An 18174-nucleotide genomic window follows, 5' to 3' on the forward strand; every position below is an offset into this window, starting at 1 on the left:
GCTTAGATTGCACCGGATATGAGGTGGCGGCCTTCACCATCGGTGAGGCGGTTACCTTGCCCATCAATCAGGTACGCGACGAACGACAGCACTGGCGTAGTCCATGCCGGTGCGATGCGGTTCAGGATGCAGAGCAAACGCTCCCCGTCGCCGATATCGAACAAGGGATCGACGCTAAGTTCGCTTTCCCCGACGCGGAAATAATCGATGGCCAGATCAAGAACTCGAGCGATCCAGAACGATTCCTGGCGGATATCACCGACGGTGTGTTCTCCGCCGCATTCCGAGAAACCGCATTCGAACATAGCCGGCTCTTCGATCGAGATCGAAAAGCCATAGGAGCTCGCAATCCGGATGATGTCGCCAGGCGTGATCGTCGCCTGACTGAGGACTTTGGCTTCAAGCGCGCGAAGCCGTTCGGATCGCGTCGACGGCCCCTGAACGCACGTATCCGGAAGCCCGTACTCCGCTTCCCATTCCGGCAAAAGATCGAATACACCACTCACTGTCGCTTCACGCCAAAGCTGAAAGGCCCTGGCATAGAGCCATTCGAACGAGTCGATCAGCACGCGAGTAAAACGGGCGAGATTACTATTCAGGCTTACCGCCTGACCATCTGGCGATCCCCACGCCGCCCCCTGTGGCCAGAGCGATATCGCCGCCGAGACGAGATCATCATTGCCTGGCATTGACAGGCTGTCTTGCGGAGCAGGAACCGGGACCGGTTGAAACCCGATCGAAGCAATCGTCGTCAACGTGTTAAGAGCCGGGTCACGCGCCATAGGTCACGACCCCCAGAACGGGAAACTGCCCATCGGTCATTACGATATCGCCCGATGGCGCAAGCAACGTATGTCGGTCCTCACCTGTGGTCTGAGAGATCGTCTCGGCAATCCACGACCGCGACAGGACGAAGACGTTTGCCGGAATGCCAGGCCTGCATCGATCACGAAACATTGCCGTCAAGTTTTCGGAGATCCGCGCCCGAAGCTCCTCGGTATCGACGGATAGCCCGGATATGGTGATATCGACTGGTCGCGGGATCGGAGCTTGGGCAACACTGTCGTCAACCCTGATGAGCCTTTGCACATCGATCGCCGCCTGCACGACATCGACATCGGCAGGCAACGGGATCAGATTGGGGCGCCCTTCAAAGAGAAAGAAGACGACAACAAAACCCGGTGACAGCGTATCCCGGTAGGCCCAGGCCTTCGCGACCCCAGACACCGAAAGCGCAATGCGTTCGTAATCACTCAGCGTTCCGCCACCCGGCGGGTTGCGCTTGCGCTGAAGTCCACGCGTTCGCAGCGATTCATCACTTTCGATATCCGCACCGCCGCCGATACCGCCACTCGCGACAACCCATTGCGTACTGAGATCGGGCCACAGACCAGGATCGGCAAGAGTCATTGCGCCGTCCGCATCACGATTGGCCGACGCCGCAAATTCGACCGACGTCACCGGTAAGCTTAGCTGTCCACCGGCAGCCGCAGTCGCCGCCGCCGTCGAAACATAGGTGTTTCGACCGGAGACGAAACGGATACCGGCAGGGTAAACGGTGCCTGCAAGCCCCAAGCCTTCAATCACCCCAGACGCAGATGCGGCCGCGCGGCGATAGATACCGACATCGGATGCATGGAGCGCGAGATACTGCCCGCTCGCGGTCGACAGAAACAACTGGCGCGCCAGCCAGCCCATCCGCAGTTCGAATTCGTGACTGATGCCCGCCAGCACCTTTCCTGTCACGGTCACGAAGTTGTTTGCCAGCGCCGAATCCGTACCTGGCAGGTATTGCCGGAAGGCGCCACGCACGCGCGCCGAGGTCTCGCCGAGAGAGCGGATCGTCCAGGCCATGGAAAAGTTCCTCGAATGAATAAAGGGCGTCAGCGCGCCAAAGGACTGACGACGCCGTCGAGCTGGCGCCACATGATGTCGAACTTGCGTTCGTAAACCCGCGCGCCATCGCGCCCGTAGAGCGAGGCGGTGTAGTCGACGCGGTTCCCTATTCTATCAACCGAAACCTCGACCCCGACCGAGGCAACCGCACCCTGGTCTATGAGCGGCTGCAACGCCTCGCGAACATAGTCTTCGACCACAGTCTCAATACCGTCGGAGATGCCGCGACGGCGCAGAAGCCACAGGCGAGAGCCAAGCGGCTGCTCGTCATTCATCAGGTCGAAACTGTCACCGATCCAGCCACGATTGTCCTCACCATCCCGAAGCTCGCTAGCCTCGACGCGTCGATCGGTCTGTAGGTGGATGAGTACCTGCGTCGCCAGCCCTTGTTCGGCCTGCAGATCGCCGGGCGCTTCCGTATGATCGAGAGGGTTGACGGCCAGATCTCCAGCCACTCCATCCCAGAGAAGGTCCGGCGAACGATATGGCTCTTGCTGTTCTTCTATGGGGACAATTCTCACCATGGTTCACCCGCCCGCCGGCACATCGGTCATCGCGCCGCCTGGGGACACGCCATGTCTATGCGTTTTATCCACCGGCACACCATCGTTCCAGATTCCGCCGCCATTCACCTTCAGGCCCTCGTCATCGATAACCACCGATACACCACCCTTCCTGATGGTGAAGGACGATCCTGCAAGATCAAACGTGACCCCATCCCCCATGATGAATTTGATGATGTTGCCGCTGGCATCGTAAAGAGCCGCGCCGCCCTGCGGCAAATCTTGCGGGCGGCTGCCGGGGTTTTCGCCACCGATCAGAAAAGCCAGGTCCGGGTTTTCCGGCATCGGAAGCAACAAGCCCTTCGCGCCCTTGACGGGCATCGAGGCAAAGCCATGTGGCTCGATGCGATGAATAGAGGTCCATGCGTCTCCAAAGGCACCCCGGCCGGAAGCAAACTGCTGCCCGCCGCGCTCCTCAAGACGGCCATCAAATTCAAACCGCCTCATTCGTCCTCGTACTCCGCTTCGATAACGCCTGGCGCTGCATAACCCGCCGAAGTCTTGCCGCGCGGGTTTTCGCCACCCAGCGCCCGAGGGTCCGCAAGCGACAACGTCGCCCATGTCCGCTCACCCTGACTGAAAACCACACTCTTGATGATCATCTGCCCCTCGATCCCAAGCCAGTCGTCTTCGACCTGGACAAGCCAGTTCGGCGACCAGAGTTTTCCGCCATCGTCGCGCCAGCCGGTGACAAGAAGTGAGGCGGTGACACTGTTGCCAGCCGCCCGACGGGCTTGCCAGATTGCCCGCTGGCGCATCGCGTCAACGCTGGCCTCACCCTCATAGGGCAGGATGAGCACGCGCTTGCGCGTCACGCCGCTGTCAGTCACCTTCGTTTGCGGTCGCAACTGCTGCTTGTCGACGCCGGCACTTTGCTGACCACGAACGCGAACATCCGAGTATCGCCCCGCTTCCGTCAGGGAAGCACTGGAGCCTGGAAGGATGTTGACGCCGCGCTTCAGCGTCCCCGCATGGACGCCCTCCGGTTTCGTGGCGATTTTCAGCCGCCCCTTCGCAGTATCATAGAGCAGAGCCCCGCGACCGCGCGCTCTGCGCTCGATCGACGAGAATGCACTCTCGCCAAGCTGCAGCTTATGCCGAGGCTCGGGAGGAAACGCCGCTCCATCCGTCTCGATACCGACCCCGTAGCTATCCAGCTCCTTTGCGATTGCAACGAGATCCTTGTTCAGGATCTCCCCGCCATCATGAACCGCAGAGGCTTCGATCAAATCTATGGTCTTGGACACAAACGAGCACGATAGACTGCGATCGACTTCCCCATAGGACAGATCGACGTCGCGAACGAAACCCGTCAGCAACAGATCGCCACTGGCGCGAATGGCTGTCGAAAGCCCCGGAACGACAGGAAGTCCGGACCCGGTCAGAACGAAATCGCCGCTTGCTGTTCGGGATGCCTCTTCGGCCGAGACGTTGATCTCGATCGACTTCAGCCGAGGCAATCCGTCGACACTGACCGTCTCCAGCGGTCCCGAACTCGATGGGCGCATATCAACTCTCCAGAGCGTCGAAGGCGATCGGCATCAACATAGGCGTTCCGGATCTCGCTATATCGACGACATCACCCGCACGATCCGCCTTGCCATAGAGGCGATAGGCGAGCACCGTCGAAGGCAACGAGACACCGGTCTCCACCCTGACCACCGGCACGGCGTCGGCCGCCTGGTCAGACACGATGCGAACGGCCACTTCGACGAGCTGCGCAACAAACTGGTATAGGTCGACCGCGATGGCGCCTTTCGCCGAGACCACCTGAAGGGCGGCCTCGCCGACAGATCTGACGCGGTTGCGCGCAGCGCGCGCCTGCGGCCTTGTCACCCACGCCACCCGTGGTGCTGCGATGCAGAGCCCTTGAGCAAGCAGGATGCCCAGGGCATCAAGCGTCGTCTGGTCACTGCCCTCTGGCAAGCGCAGGGTATCGAACCCGGAAGGATCGACCACGCTCTCTGCAATGATCCGCATGACACCCGTTGCCTCACAGGCAAACGCGTAGCGGTCGAGTTTGACGGACGCCGCGATCCTTTGGCCAAGATAAACGCTATCAAGGTCATCGGTGACGAGCACCGAAACCGCCGACGTCAGCCAGCCGGCAACACTGGGAATGTCGGCTGATGCCGGGAAGATCGAGGCAAACACGCCCGCCGCCGGCCCGAGACCGGAGGCGACCAACGCATTCAGGTCACCGACACCAAGCACGCCGCCAGGCTGATTGGAGAAAGGGATGGCAGTGAAATCGAAGGCGATGTAACCGCGCTGGTCACGTGCTCGGCTCCTTCGGAAACCCTCGATGTAGGCCAGCTGCCCGGCATCGATCGGCAACACAAGTCGACCAGGACCGGCAGCCAGAAAGGCTGCCGTCAGGCTCTGCGACGCGCTGTCGCTGTCATCGCCGATCAGATATGCCGTAACATCATAGGCCGCAGTCGCAAGCCCCATCTCTTCGAGATAGGTGTATCGACCGCCGGCATACTCGTGCCGTGCGATCCGCTTTCCAGCGGAGAAGTCTTCCGCGTCGACCCAGAAGTCGACACCGCGGAAGCTCGCCTTGCGCAACCGCGCCGCCCAATCCTTCATGATACCACCTTACTTGGAACCACCGGCCGGTCGCCCGGCGGAGGGCGGCATGCTGCGCCCCGTATCAGCATTCACGGCAAGCCGTTGACCCGGATTGGTGAAGCTGCCCACGGCGCTCATCTTCGAGGCCGCACTGGCGAGGTCGCGCGCCGCATTGGCGATGGCAGCACCAACATCGTAACCGGCAACCTTGAAGAAGGCTGCGGATTCCTCGATCGCCTTGCCGGCTTCCTTGCCGCCATCCGCGACAGCCGCCCCCGCTTCCTCCCCCTGACGTTTGAAACCCAGGTCGATTTTCAAGGCAGCCTTGAAGTCTTCTTTGCTCGGAACCGTGACCAGGTCGGAAAGCCCGAGGCCCGGCGCACTCGTCGGTGCGAACCCAGCGGGGATTGCATTGACCTTGGCGGCAACGGGAGTGCCACGGCTGTGACGACCGACCGAAGGCTTGTTGGCCTCGCGTTCGTACCGACCTCTCTGGTGTTCTGCGATGGCGTCCTTGTTGCTATATCCGCCCTTGATAGCCATCTGCATTTTTTCGTCGTCGCCGTTAAGCACGCCCCACTTCGTCCGGTTCCAGAAACCGTTGACGCCGCTTTTCTCCAGCCCGGCATTCACCGCTGAATGATAGTCGAGACTATCCGACACACCGTTCATTGCTGCCGATGCATCGGGCGCAATAGCGCTGCCAATGGAAGTCTTCAAACGCTCCCAACTATTCGACATCGTGTCGATGGACGATTGCGTATCCTTCATCACGCGCTGCACGTCTCGCCACACAGCACCGTCGACTTCCGCTGAATTCATCAAGGTCAGAAACCGCTCAAGGCTGTCAGTGCTGGTCATCAGCGACTGCATGCCGAGTCGGAATTCCTGGTCAGAGAACAGCAGCGGCAATTTCGACAGATCACCCTTGATTGCCTTTTGCGAGATCCGCACAAATGCATCGACGGCATCCTCGCCCGCCTTGCGGGCCTCAGTCATTTCCTTGCGAAGGTTGATCCCGAAATTTTTGAACTTGTTCGCCGTCTCTTCGGAATACATCTTGCCGAAGATGTTCTGCGCCTGCGTCGCCGCCGAAGAAGCGTCGCCCGTATCCTCGCGGATGGTCTGCAGCATGGCGACCAGCTTTTTCAGACCATCCTCACCCTCATAGCCCAGCGTCGCAAAGCTGTTTGCTAGGCCGGGAATGTATTGAGCCATATCCTTCAGTTCGAACTGACCGGCCTTGCCGCCGACAACCATGATGTCGAAAGCGCGCTGCAGATGGGCCGTCTCAATTTTCAGAGCATCGGCAGCCTTCAGACCGGTATTGGCGATATCCGCAGTCGCTGCACCCGAGGCCTGCGCCGTCGCCAAAACGGACGGAAGGAAAGCCAATGCCTCTTCCAGAGATTTGCCGGACGAGACCAGCGTGTCGAGCGCTTCGATCGCCGGTGCTACGCTGTCGAACTTCAGATCCTTCGACACCTTCTGCGCCAAGGCGAAAGCGTCCGCCGTCTGCTTCGATGATGCATCGGCGGTAATGCCGATCCGCGTCATCTGCCGCTCAAGTGCTGCGAAATCCGTGAGCGCAACCTTCGCTCCATAGGCGATCGCTGCTGGAGCAGCATACCGAGCTATGGTCGCATACATCGCGGAAGTGGATCGCGCAAAGGCCCCCTGCTGCCGACTGAAGGCAGCAGCACGTTTGTTGATGCCATCCATCTTGTCCGCGACGGACTTGTGGGCACTGCCGGTCTTGTCGACCGCCGTGTACTTCAGCCGTGCTTCGATTTCGCGGTTCATGATCTACCCTTGAAAGCCAGAGCGCGACGGGACCACCAGGCGATCTCGCCGATCGTCATTAGCTGGACGCGGGCAGCGTCCCATCCGAGCCGGAAGACAAGGGTGTCGGCGACGCCGGCGAGGTTGTCGAGGCCACCCGCTTGGAGAAAAAACCGATGATCTCGTTCTGCAGATCGAGAGCGTCGCATGCTTCCAGCTGCGTGATGCAGCTGTAATCCGGAGAGCGTAAAAGCCGCCGCGCATATTGGTCGACGACTGAGTGGTAGACGACAACCATGAAGCCTCCGGCCCCGTTTGGCTGCCTTTCGGCAGGCTCTCCGAGGCCGTCAATGAAGATGTCCTGGTAGACAGGGGCACGGAGCACGAGCTTGTCGAACGGCTCGTGCCCGGGCACCTCGTATTTTTTCGAGAGTGGAACGGTCTTGTCTGCCATGAGATCAGCCGCCAGTACGACGATAGGTGTCACCGACAATCGTCAGGCCGCTCACCTCACCATTGATGCGGTTGTTTTCCGATTCCCCGGAAAAGAACGCGTCGATGAAGTGGTGCGTCACGCCGGTCATCTCCTCGGTGATGACGATGTTCTGACGCGGCGCCTCCATCAGAGCGGACAGATCGATGCCACCATCCTTGAATGTCACGTTCGCACGCGGCGCCGTCGGGGTGCCGACACGATCGGTCGAACCATCCTGGTTGGTCACCGCCTCGATCGACTGGCGACCCGCCAGAACCGAGAAGGTGCCCCGCAACGAAAGCGGCACACCGCTCGAAAGGCGAACCTGCATACGGCCGCCAAAATCCTTGCCTGCCATGGCTTATTTCTCCAGAGGTAAAGAGGGTCAGATTTCCGCGTAGACGCGAGCGAGGCCTGCGAAGATGTCGAGCGGGTTGGCCCGATCCATCGGCAGCACGATATCAACCCGGTTGGGATTGTCCGCGTTGCGCATGACCGTGATCTGGTCGAGAGCGTCCTGCCCCGCCTCGAGAACGCCGCGCCGCGAAAGCTGGATGGTCGAGTTGACCAGGTTGGCGCGGATGTCGTTCGGCTTGACCAGCGTCGGGAGGTTGGCCGGATTGTCGTCGACGATGGCCTTGTTCGAGAACTCATAGGCCAATTGCGCGCGATAGAACTTCAAGGCGTACGTTGTCTGGTAGATCGCCTGGATGTCACGCAGCGCCGTATCCGGCACGCCGTTCGTGGTTTGCTGCTGCGTCACCGCCTTGTCGATCGTGACTTTACCGGAAACATCGACCTTCCACGTCGATACGCCGTTCGTCACCAGGCTGTTGCGCGTCGCATAATCGGGCCAGTAGTCACGGTCGCGCGGCGCGATCATATCGACAAGTACCAGGCCAGACTGATTTGCCGAGACCCGGCCATCCGAACCGCCATCGAGATACGATGCAATGGCGCCAACATAGGCCGACACGAACTCGTAATCCGGCCGCGCCATGGATGCCAGCACCGGGATCAGCGAAAGATGCCAGCTGTCTTTCGCCAGTGCCGAGGTGACGATCTCGCTAACCGTCCCGCTCTTCGGATAAAACACATGGCCATAGAGCTGCTGCAGGTACGACCAGCGCCCCTGCGCATTGTCGTGATAGGTGTCGAGCCGTGTCCGGTTCGTATCGTCACCGAAAGCCAATACGACAATCTCGAAAGGGTTATCGCCCATGGCCGCAAGAACCGCCGAGACATCCGGCGTGCCGGCGCCTGCGGTCGAGGTGGCAAACGTCAGAACGCCCTTGAAGGCGTTGACGCCCTCAAGCACCGGCAGGTAGATGTCGATGCCAGACGCATAGGCGCCCTTGTGTCGAGCCGTCAGGGTGACGACGTTTGTGGCAACCGTGGCTGTGAACCCCAGCGAGATCTTCGTAACCGGGTTGATGTAGGCGTTGACGGCCGCAGCAATTGCCGACGCAACGGCATTGGCCGTATCGCCTGCCGCGATGTTAATCGAGACATCCTCGCCCGCAATCGTCACCACACCCTGACCGCCGGCGGCAGGAACCACGCCGACCGTGATCGTTCGCACTTCGGCGGTCGCGCCTTCCTCGACACGACCAAGCCAGATTTCCTGCACATTGGCGTTGCGCCGCATGCGGATGAACATGGCTTCCAGCATGGAGCCTCGCCCTGCGAGGTAGCGCGCCTGCTCGACACTCGCGCAGAGGGCGACGCCACCGGCCGCCAGGGCACCGGCCGCCAGGCCGAAGCCAAGAAGGATTGCCCGGTTCTCGGAGGAAAACTGCCCACCGCTCTCGACATCGAAAGCAAGCAGAGGCGCGACAACGCCGCTCGGAATGTTAGTCGTCATTTGGCATCATCCTTTTTCGCCGCCGACTTGGCGGGCAGTTTTATGAGGTCGCCGTCCTTGACCAGCCGGCGGTGAAACTGGGAAAGCTCGTCGATCGGCCGCCCATCCTCGGGCCAGCCGCCAGGGATCGTGCGGCCGGGCGCCGCCACGTACTTCGTCGACATCAATGCCTCCGTAAAAATGATGGATGGAAGAAATCAGGAGGAGAGGCTGGAGACGCCGGCCGTCAGGTCTACGCGGTCTGTCACATGCACTGTCCCGGCAATCTCCTGCAGGGCATCCGGGTTCTCCGCCAGGAAGTAGGCCCCGAGCTGCTGCAGCTTTCGCTTCGCGTAGCTGCCATCAGGCAAGGCAGCCGCGACGCTTCGAATGGGCTCCGGCAACCCGCCAGCCTCGCTATAGGCGTCCGGCGCGATCTCGATCGTGTAGCGCAGTATCATGCGCTGAAACCGCAGACCGAGATCCGGCACGGAAAAAGGCATCTCCTCAAGATTGACCACCCGCCGCACCAACCGACGCCAGGCGACGCCCTTCTCGCTGAATTCCAGCAGGTAGCGAATGCGCGAGCAAAGCGCGGCCAACACCAGGCGCGCGGTCGGATCAGTACCGGCCATGGCGTCGGCAAATTCGCCCTGGTCATCTTCCGCGACCACAGCCAATTCCACGACGATGTCGATCACCGCCTGCTGTTCGACGTCGGAAAAATCCGTCATCTCGCCGCGCGAGGTAATCCGGGCATCATTGCCGTGAATGGCAATGACCGGCGTGAAGTCCCGATCCCGGTTGATATCCTGCACCGGGATCTCGCGGCTGTCATAGACCAGATTTCCGGCCACTGTCGGAAACGCTTCCGCCCCCGCGATCGCCGCAGTCGGGCAAAGAATTTCGACGATAAGCAGCCGCAACGCCTCAGGTGCCAACATGATCAGGGTTCCTCGTCGACCACGATCTGCGGCTTGGCGAGAGCCACGACCGCGAGCACGGTTCCAAGCCCATCAGGGTCGAAACTCGAAATTGAATACCACCCATCGTCCTCATGACGACGCATGAGGAAACCAGCCTTCAGCGCCTTTCCGTCTATGAGACGGATGGAAGCCTGGGCCTGCAGCGCACGATGCATGATCCGCCGGCCATCCGCCGAAGGTTGCGCCCGCCGGTCGGATTCCATCATCGTGTTCTCGAAGAACACGGCCGACGTCTCCCAGGCGGCCGGATCGGCAAGCGCCACGGCCGACGCGGCATTAACGCTGCCGCCCCCGACCGGATAGATCGTGACGGCCTTGCCGTGCACCCGCTCGACGGTCTGGCGGCTCACCGCCGCCAGCCGATCAAACACATTGCCCATCGTCAGACCGTCGTCGCGCCGAGCTTGACAGCAACGAAATCGGACGGGTTGGCCGCAGCTTCGACGGCGATACCGAGAAGCGTGTTGCCCGAGGCCGTCTTGTTCACCACCTTGGCCGTGTTATCCCAATAGACCTTGTCGCCGATTGCGATCGCCAACGCAGAAGTCTTGGGCATGCGGAAAACGCCGTTGGTCTGAAGCGCGAAGGTCACGCCCTCGGCTGCCGTGGCCGAAGCCACGCCAACGAGAGATCCAACGACGACGGCGGCGCCCGAGACGACACCACCGGCCGGCGCGGGGATATCGATCGCATCCCCTGGCTGAATGAAGTTTTTCATAGTCCACATCCTCATGAATTCAGGAGGGCCTCAAAGAGGCTCCGATGGTGAGAGTGACCGGGGCTTATGCCCCGGCGTTCTTGTAGCCGCCGCGGAAGTCGGTAGCGCCGCAACCGAAATCGTGCTCGACAGACATGGCGAAGCCCTGCTGTCCGAACGGCTCGTCAAACCGCACACGTGGCGCCTCGTAACCGTCAAGATAGCCCCAGCGGTAATTCGAGATGCCGGAAGCAGGATCAGCGAACATGTGCCAGGCGTTGCCGGCGATCTGTGCGGTCTCGACCGGCTCCAGGCGACCGGAGAAGATATTGACGTTGGAAGCCGTCGCGGGCGTGATCGATGCCACCAGCTTTTCCGCCTCGGTGATCTTGTCGGGACCGACGAGAAGGATGCGTGCACGGTTCTCCAACAGCGGATTGCCTTCGAGAGACTTCTGTTTCGACATAGCCGCGCGCCCCAGGGCGACCGAGTCGACCGTGATCGCAGCAGCCGTGTCGGCCAGGTTCTTGTGATCGGCGTGGAACACGTCCTTGCCATCAGCGAGCTTTCCGTTGAAAGCACTGGCGTAGAAGGTCGTCTCTTCGAACAGCGCGACAGTCGAACCGTAGCTGCCGAGCAGCTCCGAGATCGCGCCGAGATCGTCGTTGATCAGCATCTGCCGCGTGATGCGGAGCGCGATCGCATAGCTGAATACCGAGATCTGTTCCTTGCCTTCGGAGAAGGTGCCGTACTTGATCTCGCCGTCTTCCGCGACCTTCTTCAGCATCGGGAAATCGCCGAGCTTGACCGAGGTATGCGGACGGAAATCGCGGAAATTGCGCTGGCGCGAGATCCGTCGATAGGTCGGCTGCGCCAGAGTGTAGCGCGCTTCGAGCGTGCGGTTGACCGAACCTTCAAAGATCGCCGGAAAGTCCGACGTCGTGTGCGATGCACGCGTGTAGATCTCGTCGACCTGGCGGGCATTCAGCATCAGACCACCACGGTAACCGACGCATTCGGCAGCGATGTCGATCAGCCCGCGAGACATGTACCCGCGAGCCGCCTCGCTCGGGCCGGCCTGAGGAACAGGAACGCCCATGCGATAGGCAAGGGCTTCGGTCATGGCGGAACGGCGGGTGTCCCGCTCGTCGACGATGACGCGTGCCGGGCTCGTGGACGTTGCGGAAGAACGAGCCGCAAGGTGCTCGAAAGCGCGAACCCGGAAATCCGTGACGCTAGATCCGGTGCGCAGCGCCTCGGAGATCGCATCGTCAGCCATGCCAGCCTGGCGACCCAGCGCCAGAATTTCGGCAGAGCGCTGCCCTTCGCCGGCAGCTGGGGTCTGACTTGCCTGCGGTGCGGGCGCGGTGGGCAGCGTGGTGCCGCCGCGCTGGTCGAGACCATCGAGATCGGCTTCGCGCTTGGCGATCTTTTCTTCGGTGTCGCCAATTTCCTTGAGGATGCCCTTGTGTTCATCCTCGATGGAGCGCGCCGCATCGGCCTCCATGCCGTCCTTTACTTCCGCCAGCTTGGCAGCGGCGCGAGCCTTGAGCTTGGCAAGGTGCTCCCGCAATTCTTTGAGGGTCATGATAATATCCTTATTCATGAAGCCGCGCCCCTGACGGCCGAAGATGGGGCAGATGGCGGTGCGGGATCGCTAGCGCGCCAATCGGTTTTGAGCCGCAGCCATGCGCATACGGATGCGCACAATCTCGCTCGCATCAGCCGCGTCACCGATGACGCGGCAGGCAAAGGTTTCGGAAGTATCACCGCCAGCGCGAACCTGCGCGCCTGCGTCAGCAGGGATAGGGACAGCAGAGATTTCCCACGGCTCCCAATCGATAACCCGATGGATCGGGATCTGGCCGGCCCGCTCTTTCTTTTCGACCGCGTGAATGCGGTAGCCGACCGAGATGTTCGACACGACGCCTTCGACGATCTTGGCAACCCGATCCGCAGCGCCAGCCGCCTTGGAAAGGAGCACCTTCGCAACGCCGACGCCGTTCTCGATCTTTGCGGATCCACGGACAACCGAGCCAATCACATCGTCAAGGCTGTACTTGGAGTGCGTGTCGAGAAATGGCGCGCCGCTATTCAGACGACCGAGCCGGACGCTCTTCGAGTTGACAACCAACTCCTCGTCGAACTCGCCTTCAATCCAGGAAACACGACGGAAGGTTGCCCCGGTTGTCCAGACGACATCGACCGTGTTGGCCGCCTCGTCGAACGAAGCGGAACGCACTTCCGCATCCCGAATGAGCTTCGGGAGCTGAATAACATTGCTCATGATGGTAGCCTCACTCTTGCGGCGGCTGTTCGTTACGGGGCGCCTGCCCGTTCTGTGGTCGCCGCGGATCAATATCGAGCACGATCCCGTTTTGATCGGCGAAGGCGAAGAACGACTTGAAGTCAGCAACCACAGTCCGCCAGTCGTTGCCCCATGCTGATACGAAGTCCTGCGGTGACATCCGCCCCGAGCGCACAGCCAGAATATCCGCTTCGAGATCCTTCTTCGGGTCGATGGGCTCGACCGCCGGCATAACCAGTCGGCACCTGTAGCCGTCCTTCCGACGAGGAATCCGTCCAGCCAGAACCGCCCGATCGGCAAAGCGACGCGCGACCGGCATGCACAAGCGCGGCCCGATGATGTGCCACTGGATCTGCTCGACGAGCCGACGGAACTCGATCTTGCCAGCCCGAAGACTTGAGTAGTTCGCCTGACGTAAATCGCCGGTCAGCTGGTCGTAGGTGAGGCCGGCGCCGGCTGCCATGGCCTGCATCCCGGCGATATAGGTCTCGGCAAAGGCAGACTGTGATGATGGATTGGCAAATGTGATATCTGCCTCGCCGATGTCGGCAATCATGCCGGGCTCAATCTTTGTGATCTTCTGCCCTTTTTCGTCATTGCTCGAAGCAAGGACATTCATGCCGCCGGGCTGGCGCTTGATGAAGCCGGCAAAACTTGCCTGCGTGCGAGCCTGCACGATCGCCGCTTCCATCAGGTCTTGGATCTCGTTTGCCGTCAGCAGGATCGGCGCAAACCAGCTGATACCGCGAACCTGTCCGAAACGCAGGTGACGATAGAGATGGCAGACGTCAGCCCAGTCGACGAGCGCCGAGCCTTCAACGGCAGAGGCGTAAGAATCGCCGGGATGTTCCCTGAAAAGCCAGAGGCCTTTGCGTCGGTTCCACTCCCCCAACTCGACGCCAAGGCGCACATTGTTTCCAGCGAAACGATCGCGCGAGGCATCGATGCTATCGCCCTCAAGTCCCTGCAGGCGGAACGGCACGGTCCCATCCGCTTCATTCATGGTCAGGTCGATCTTTCGGGTAACGCAATCGCCACCCTCGACCATGGAACGCACGGCGAGCGCCTGGTGCGCGCCGAAATTCATCACCCCTTCGACATCGCAGATTTCCTGCCATTCCCCGAAGGCAGAATTGAAAGCGTTGTCTGCGCGGTCGCTGCCAGTATCGGCAACGACAAGGATACCGGTTCCGACGACGTGCGAGGCGAGCACGTCCAGAATGCGCGTGCCCGTCCACTTGTCACGGACAAAGGCGCGGGCACGGTTGCGAAGCGTAGAGAGCGCACCGCCAACCTCGACATTCGCCGAGGTCGCACGCGCCCGCCATGAGCGATTGCGGCGGCCAGCCTGCGCAGCAGCGTAGTCCCGTTCCTGATACTGATCGAGAACAGTACGGGCAGCTGCGCGACGCACACCACTTTCCGGGCTGAAGACCGAAACGAATTTGTCGAGGAGGTTCATCAATAGCCACTATCGTACTGGGCAAACATTACGTTGCTGCCGGTTTCGGGCGTGCTGAGTGCATCACGGATTGCATCGCGAGCGGTCAGAAGTTCCTTGATCGAGTGGTACTCGACTTCATGGGTCTGGAAGCGCACCCGCTTCGCACCCGTTGCAATCGCCGCCTCGATGGCGACGAGATCTGCTGCAGTCCAACTGGTCGTGGTCACGGGTTAACCTCAAAAATCGTAATCGCGATCCCCAAACTCATCAGGGTCACGGGTGCGGGTCATCGAGACGGCGGCACTATCGCCCTCCGAGACCTGATCGAGATCGTCGTTCTCAGCGACAGGTGTCGGCGCAACCGCTGCTGCGGAAGCGGCCTGCGCGACGAGCGGAGCCGGCGCAAACAGGTCCTGCGTAAACACCTGTTCGGGTACGCCGCGCATGGCAATCAACCGCTGCCATTCGTCTGGCGTCATGCGCGCGATGCCGAGATAGTCACCCAGCGCCTCGCCATAGACTTCGCAGTCAAGCAGGTGGTTTTCGTAGCCGACGCGTGGAATCCACTTCTGGCGCGACCGGCCCTTGAACTTTTCGGTACCAAGATATTCGGACGTGATCTGCTTGAAATAGACCTCGTCCATCCAGTCGCCAAAATGGCAGTATCCCGGCGGGTCGGCATCCTTGCCGGCGGCTCGACCTTCCTTCCGAAGGTTCGCATAAAAGGCGCCCTTGATAGACCAGGTGCCGACACCCCAAAGCATCACGCCGTTGCGGATGCGCTTGCCGTTGAGGTTGATATCCATCGGCTTCGGCTGCCCGATCGGCGGGCGGGACCACCCGTCGAGACCGTCGAGTGCGAACACACCGGCCTTGCCCCGGCACCAGGTATAGACGACGTGGCTGCGGTAACCCGTATCCACGCCGAAGGCATCAACCTTGCGGGTGCGGCCGAACGCGTCCGGCCATTCCTTGCTGCGCAACTCCTCAAGTTTGAGGAAGGCACCGCCATGGGGATCGTCGGTCGCGCCCTCGATGTAACCGGCATCGACCCGCCAGCTCTGGCGATCCGGCCCCCAGGCCTTGAATAGATACCAGATCCCGTTCATCTGCACGTCGGCGGTACCGACAAACACGATGCCCTGCGCTGGGATATGCCCGCGCTTCAGGCCGGTTTCCCGCCGCTCCATCAGCCTGACATGATCGGGCGCATCGCCCTTCATGTCGAAAGGCAGGCCGAGCGTCAGGTTGAAGAACGTCTTGAGCTTTTGCGGATCGCCGTTGCAGGCAACGAAACGTTCCGCGATCTTCTCCCACGGAACGAATGGCGATGTCAGCGCATCGAAATGGTAGGACGGATATGCGCCCGGCCGGCTGGCCTCGGCGATCCACTTGCCTTTCCGATAGAGCGAAACCTTTTCATGGCTCTGAACGATCGAGCCGCAGCACGGTGTGGCGTAGTACGGGTCGTGCGGGAAGGCATCGTTGAACTTGAAGTACCGGCGATCGAACTCAAACTTGAAATGCTGGCCGCAGCCGGGGCACGGCATGTTCCAGTAACGCTGGTCGCCGGCCATGAACTTGTCGTCGATCTTCGACGAGCCCTTGACGGTGGGCGTGGACACATAGGCCCGGAACCAATCGCCGGAGGCCAGGAAGGATTCCTGACGCGCTTCGATCATGCCGAACGGGTCGCCCTGCCCGTCGAGATCGTCAGGGTATTCGTCGATCTCGTCGCAGAAGGCTTTCTTGATCGTCGACGATCGAAGGTCGGCCGCAGAATTGGCGATCGCCAGTTTCAGCGATCCGCCCGGAAACCGCTTCGCCAGCGCGGTCGACCCTTCGCCCGAACGGCTGGTCTGATCGCGCACCAGCTTCTTGAGCGACTTCGACTGCTGCAGCATGACGGTCAGCTTCTCGCGGTTGAATTCCGCAAGCGCGTTCGTCGTCGGCTGCACGATCATCATGCGGCAGGGATCCTGCGCGATCGTGTAGGAAGCAGAGCATAGCAGCAGCGTTGTGAAGCCGGTCTGCGCCGACTTCCGCACCGCGATTTCGTTGTGCCCGCTCTCGACCATGGTCATGAGCAGCGGCTCGCGGATATGCGGCGTCAGGCTGTCATCCCAGGTGTCACCGCTGCGCGGTCCATCCGGCACGACCACATTGTTGCGGGCATACTCGACCGCGTCGACCTTCTCCGGCGGCATGATGGCAGCCGCCAGCGTGGCAGCGATTACCGCAACTGCCGAGCGCTTCAGCGCGATATGCATCAGTCGTCACCATCGAAATGAATGTTGATGTCGATGCCCTGCGCTTCGGCCTTCACAGCCTCGCCGGCGATGGCAAGCAGGCGATCGGCAATTTTCTTCCGCTGTTCCGCGATCTTGGTTCGCATCAGCCGACGAAGGTGCGGCTCACCCTTGCGTGCCGCTTCCATCAGCTCGTCGATCCACTGCATCGGCATGTCCAGATCGCGCACGACACGATCGCAAACTTTGATCAGCGCGGCCTCGATACCGTGCTCACCCTTGATCGGCACGACCTGTCCACTGCGCTCCGCATAATCCAGCGCCTTCAGCCGGGTCTCGTATTTGGCCTTTTCGGTCTGGGCGTCGCGCAACGCGCCGCCGTTGACTGCGGTTTCGTCGACGGACTTTTTTGTGGCGGCGCCGATCTCGCGGGCTGCGTCGCCGACCTGTCCGACGAGGCGGTCGTAAGTGGCAAGCTCGACCATCCGCAGCCGTCCATCCTTGCGGGTCGACAGCCGGCCTTCACTTTCGAGTTTCGCAACCTTCTCGCTTGCGGTCTGCCTGCTGATGCCCTTCAGCTTCGCCAGCTCGGAGACGCTGATCCAATGGCCTTCCGGCATCGCTTCCATCTGCTGGACGAGATCGCTCATGTCAGGTTGTCAGCCCCTTTGTCAGGGTTGTCAGGTCAGCTTTTTTGCCGCCGTCACTAGCGAAACTTCGGGGTCGCCCCGGCCCGCTTGGCGGGGGGTGGCGGGGAAGGACCCAGAGGGGGGGTGGGGGTAGGGTCACCGAGGGAGGAGGCGACCGACCTCATGAAGAAAGCGAGGAGCGAGCTGCTCGGCTATCAGTTCCGCCATCACTTCGAGATAGACGTCCGGGTTATTGGTCACCGCGTGCGCAGGGTTAGCACCGAACAACTCACGGATCGGCAACCTCTTGTCACCGACCCTTCGCATGACGCCTCGGTGACCGCTCTTGAATCCAGCCAGAAAAGCTTGCTCGTAAGATCCGCGACCACGCACCGAAACGCCCTTGCGCGTTTGCCTTGCGCCCAGCCGATAGAGCGGTATCCACCCAGAATTCAGAACAACCTCGATCGAGTTGCCACCAGCGTTGTAATAGGCCCGCGTCAGCTTGTTGACCATGTTGCGCGGCAAAGCCGTATGCTCGGCACTGCGATTGACTATCCGGGTTCTCGCCATCGACCGCATGCGCGTCATTGCGCGCGCCATGGCCTTGACCTTGATCTGCTCGGGCAGTCGACGAATGGCGCGGGAGAGCGCCAATACTTCCGATGTGTCCAGTCTCAGCTCAGCAGTCATACTCTTAGAACACAAAAGGCGACCTTTCGGCCGCC

At 61.0% G+C, this 18174-nt stretch carries 21 protein-coding genes; all 21 read right to left on the reverse strand.

The window, feature by feature from the left end:
* Positions 1–2 precede the first annotated feature (2 nt).
* Positions 3–782, reverse strand: coding sequence for a hypothetical protein (locus AC07UR_RS13360; RefSeq protein ID WP_494700243.1), 780 nt, complete (start codon positions 780–782; stop codon positions 3–5).
* On the reverse strand, positions 772–1854 hold the full coding sequence (locus AC07UR_RS13365) for a baseplate J/gp47 family protein (protein WP_494700244.1): 1083 nt from the start codon (positions 1852–1854) through the stop codon (positions 772–774). The genes AC07UR_RS13360 and AC07UR_RS13365 overlap by 11 nt, the downstream gene beginning before the upstream one ends.
* 29 nt (positions 1855–1883) lie before the next feature.
* A complete protein-coding gene (locus tag AC07UR_RS13370) occupies positions 1884–2351 on the reverse strand; it encodes a phage GP46 family protein (protein ID WP_494700245.1) in 468 nt (155 codons plus the stop codon).
* 72 nt (positions 2352–2423) lie between these two features.
* Positions 2424–2906, reverse strand: a complete 483-nt coding sequence (locus AC07UR_RS13375; RefSeq protein WP_494700246.1) for a phage baseplate assembly protein domain-containing protein — start codon at positions 2904–2906, stop codon at positions 2424–2426.
* On the reverse strand, positions 2903–3967 hold the full coding sequence (locus AC07UR_RS13380) for a phage baseplate assembly protein (RefSeq protein ID WP_494700247.1): 1065 nt from the start codon (positions 3965–3967) through the stop codon (positions 2903–2905). Before AC07UR_RS13380 ends, AC07UR_RS13375 begins: the two co-directional genes overlap by 4 nt.
* Before the next feature lies 1 nt (position 3968).
* On the reverse strand, positions 3969–5051 hold the full coding sequence (locus tag AC07UR_RS13385) for a DNA circularization N-terminal domain-containing protein (protein ID WP_494700248.1): 1083 nt from the start codon (positions 5049–5051) through the stop codon (positions 3969–3971).
* A 9-nt stretch (positions 5052–5060) separates the two neighbouring features.
* Positions 5061–6836 (reverse strand): phage tail tape measure protein, encoded by a 1776-nt coding sequence (locus tag AC07UR_RS13390; protein WP_494700249.1) that lies wholly within the window; start codon positions 6834–6836, stop codon positions 5061–5063.
* 58 nt (positions 6837–6894) lie between these two features.
* Positions 6895–7269: a hypothetical protein gene (locus AC07UR_RS13395; protein WP_494700250.1), complete on the reverse strand. Its 375-nt coding sequence runs from the start codon at positions 7267–7269 to the stop codon at positions 6895–6897.
* A 4-nt stretch (positions 7270–7273) separates the two neighbouring features.
* Entirely contained in the window at positions 7274–7648 is a 375-nt protein-coding gene (locus tag AC07UR_RS13400) for a phage tail tube protein (protein ID WP_494700251.1), read from the reverse strand.
* Positions 7649–7675: 27 nt separating this feature from the next.
* Positions 7676–9154: a hypothetical protein gene (locus AC07UR_RS13405; RefSeq protein ID WP_494700252.1), complete on the reverse strand. Its 1479-nt coding sequence runs from the start codon at positions 9152–9154 to the stop codon at positions 7676–7678.
* Entirely contained in the window at positions 9151–9318 is a 168-nt protein-coding gene (locus AC07UR_RS13410; protein ID WP_494700253.1) for a hypothetical protein, read from the reverse strand. Before AC07UR_RS13410 ends, AC07UR_RS13405 begins: the two co-directional genes overlap by 4 nt.
* 33 nt (positions 9319–9351) lie before the next feature.
* Positions 9352–10077 (reverse strand): hypothetical protein, encoded by a 726-nt coding sequence (locus tag AC07UR_RS13415; protein WP_494700254.1) that lies wholly within the window; start codon positions 10075–10077, stop codon positions 9352–9354.
* A gap of 2 nt (positions 10078–10079) precedes the next feature.
* Positions 10080–10499 carry a hypothetical protein gene (locus AC07UR_RS13420; protein ID WP_494700255.1) on the reverse strand — a complete coding sequence of 140 codons (420 nt, stop codon included), beginning with the start codon at positions 10497–10499 and terminating at the stop codon, positions 10080–10082.
* 2 nt (positions 10500–10501) lie between these two features.
* Positions 10502–10837: a DUF2190 family protein gene (locus AC07UR_RS13425; protein WP_494700256.1), complete on the reverse strand. Its 336-nt coding sequence runs from the start codon at positions 10835–10837 to the stop codon at positions 10502–10504.
* 64 nt (positions 10838–10901) lie between these two features.
* On the reverse strand, positions 10902–12404 hold the full coding sequence (locus AC07UR_RS13430; protein WP_494700257.1) for a phage major capsid protein: 1503 nt from the start codon (positions 12402–12404) through the stop codon (positions 10902–10904).
* 69 nt (positions 12405–12473) lie between these two features.
* On the reverse strand, positions 12474–13103 hold the full coding sequence (locus AC07UR_RS13435) for an HK97 family phage prohead protease (protein WP_494700258.1): 630 nt from the start codon (positions 13101–13103) through the stop codon (positions 12474–12476).
* Between the two features lie 10 nt (positions 13104–13113).
* Positions 13114–14586, reverse strand: a complete 1473-nt coding sequence (locus AC07UR_RS13440) for a phage portal protein (protein WP_494700259.1) — start codon at positions 14584–14586, stop codon at positions 13114–13116.
* A complete protein-coding gene (locus AC07UR_RS13445; RefSeq protein ID WP_494700260.1) occupies positions 14586–14795 on the reverse strand; it encodes a phage head-tail joining protein in 210 nt (69 codons plus the stop codon). The genes AC07UR_RS13440 and AC07UR_RS13445 overlap by 1 nt, the downstream gene beginning before the upstream one ends.
* Before the next feature lie 9 nt (positions 14796–14804).
* A complete protein-coding gene (locus AC07UR_RS13450; protein ID WP_494700261.1) occupies positions 14805–16838 on the reverse strand; it encodes a phage terminase large subunit family protein in 2034 nt (677 codons plus the stop codon).
* Positions 16838–17467, reverse strand: a complete 630-nt coding sequence (locus AC07UR_RS13455; protein WP_494700262.1) for a winged helix-turn-helix domain-containing protein — start codon at positions 17465–17467, stop codon at positions 16838–16840. The genes AC07UR_RS13450 and AC07UR_RS13455 overlap by 1 nt, the downstream gene beginning before the upstream one ends.
* 135 nt (positions 17468–17602) lie before the next feature.
* On the reverse strand, positions 17603–18139 hold the full coding sequence (locus AC07UR_RS13460; protein WP_494700263.1) for a hypothetical protein: 537 nt from the start codon (positions 18137–18139) through the stop codon (positions 17603–17605).
* Between the last annotated feature and the right edge of the window lie 35 nt (positions 18140–18174).

The organism is Ensifer sp. GW821-FHT05G01 (assembly GCF_059419585.1).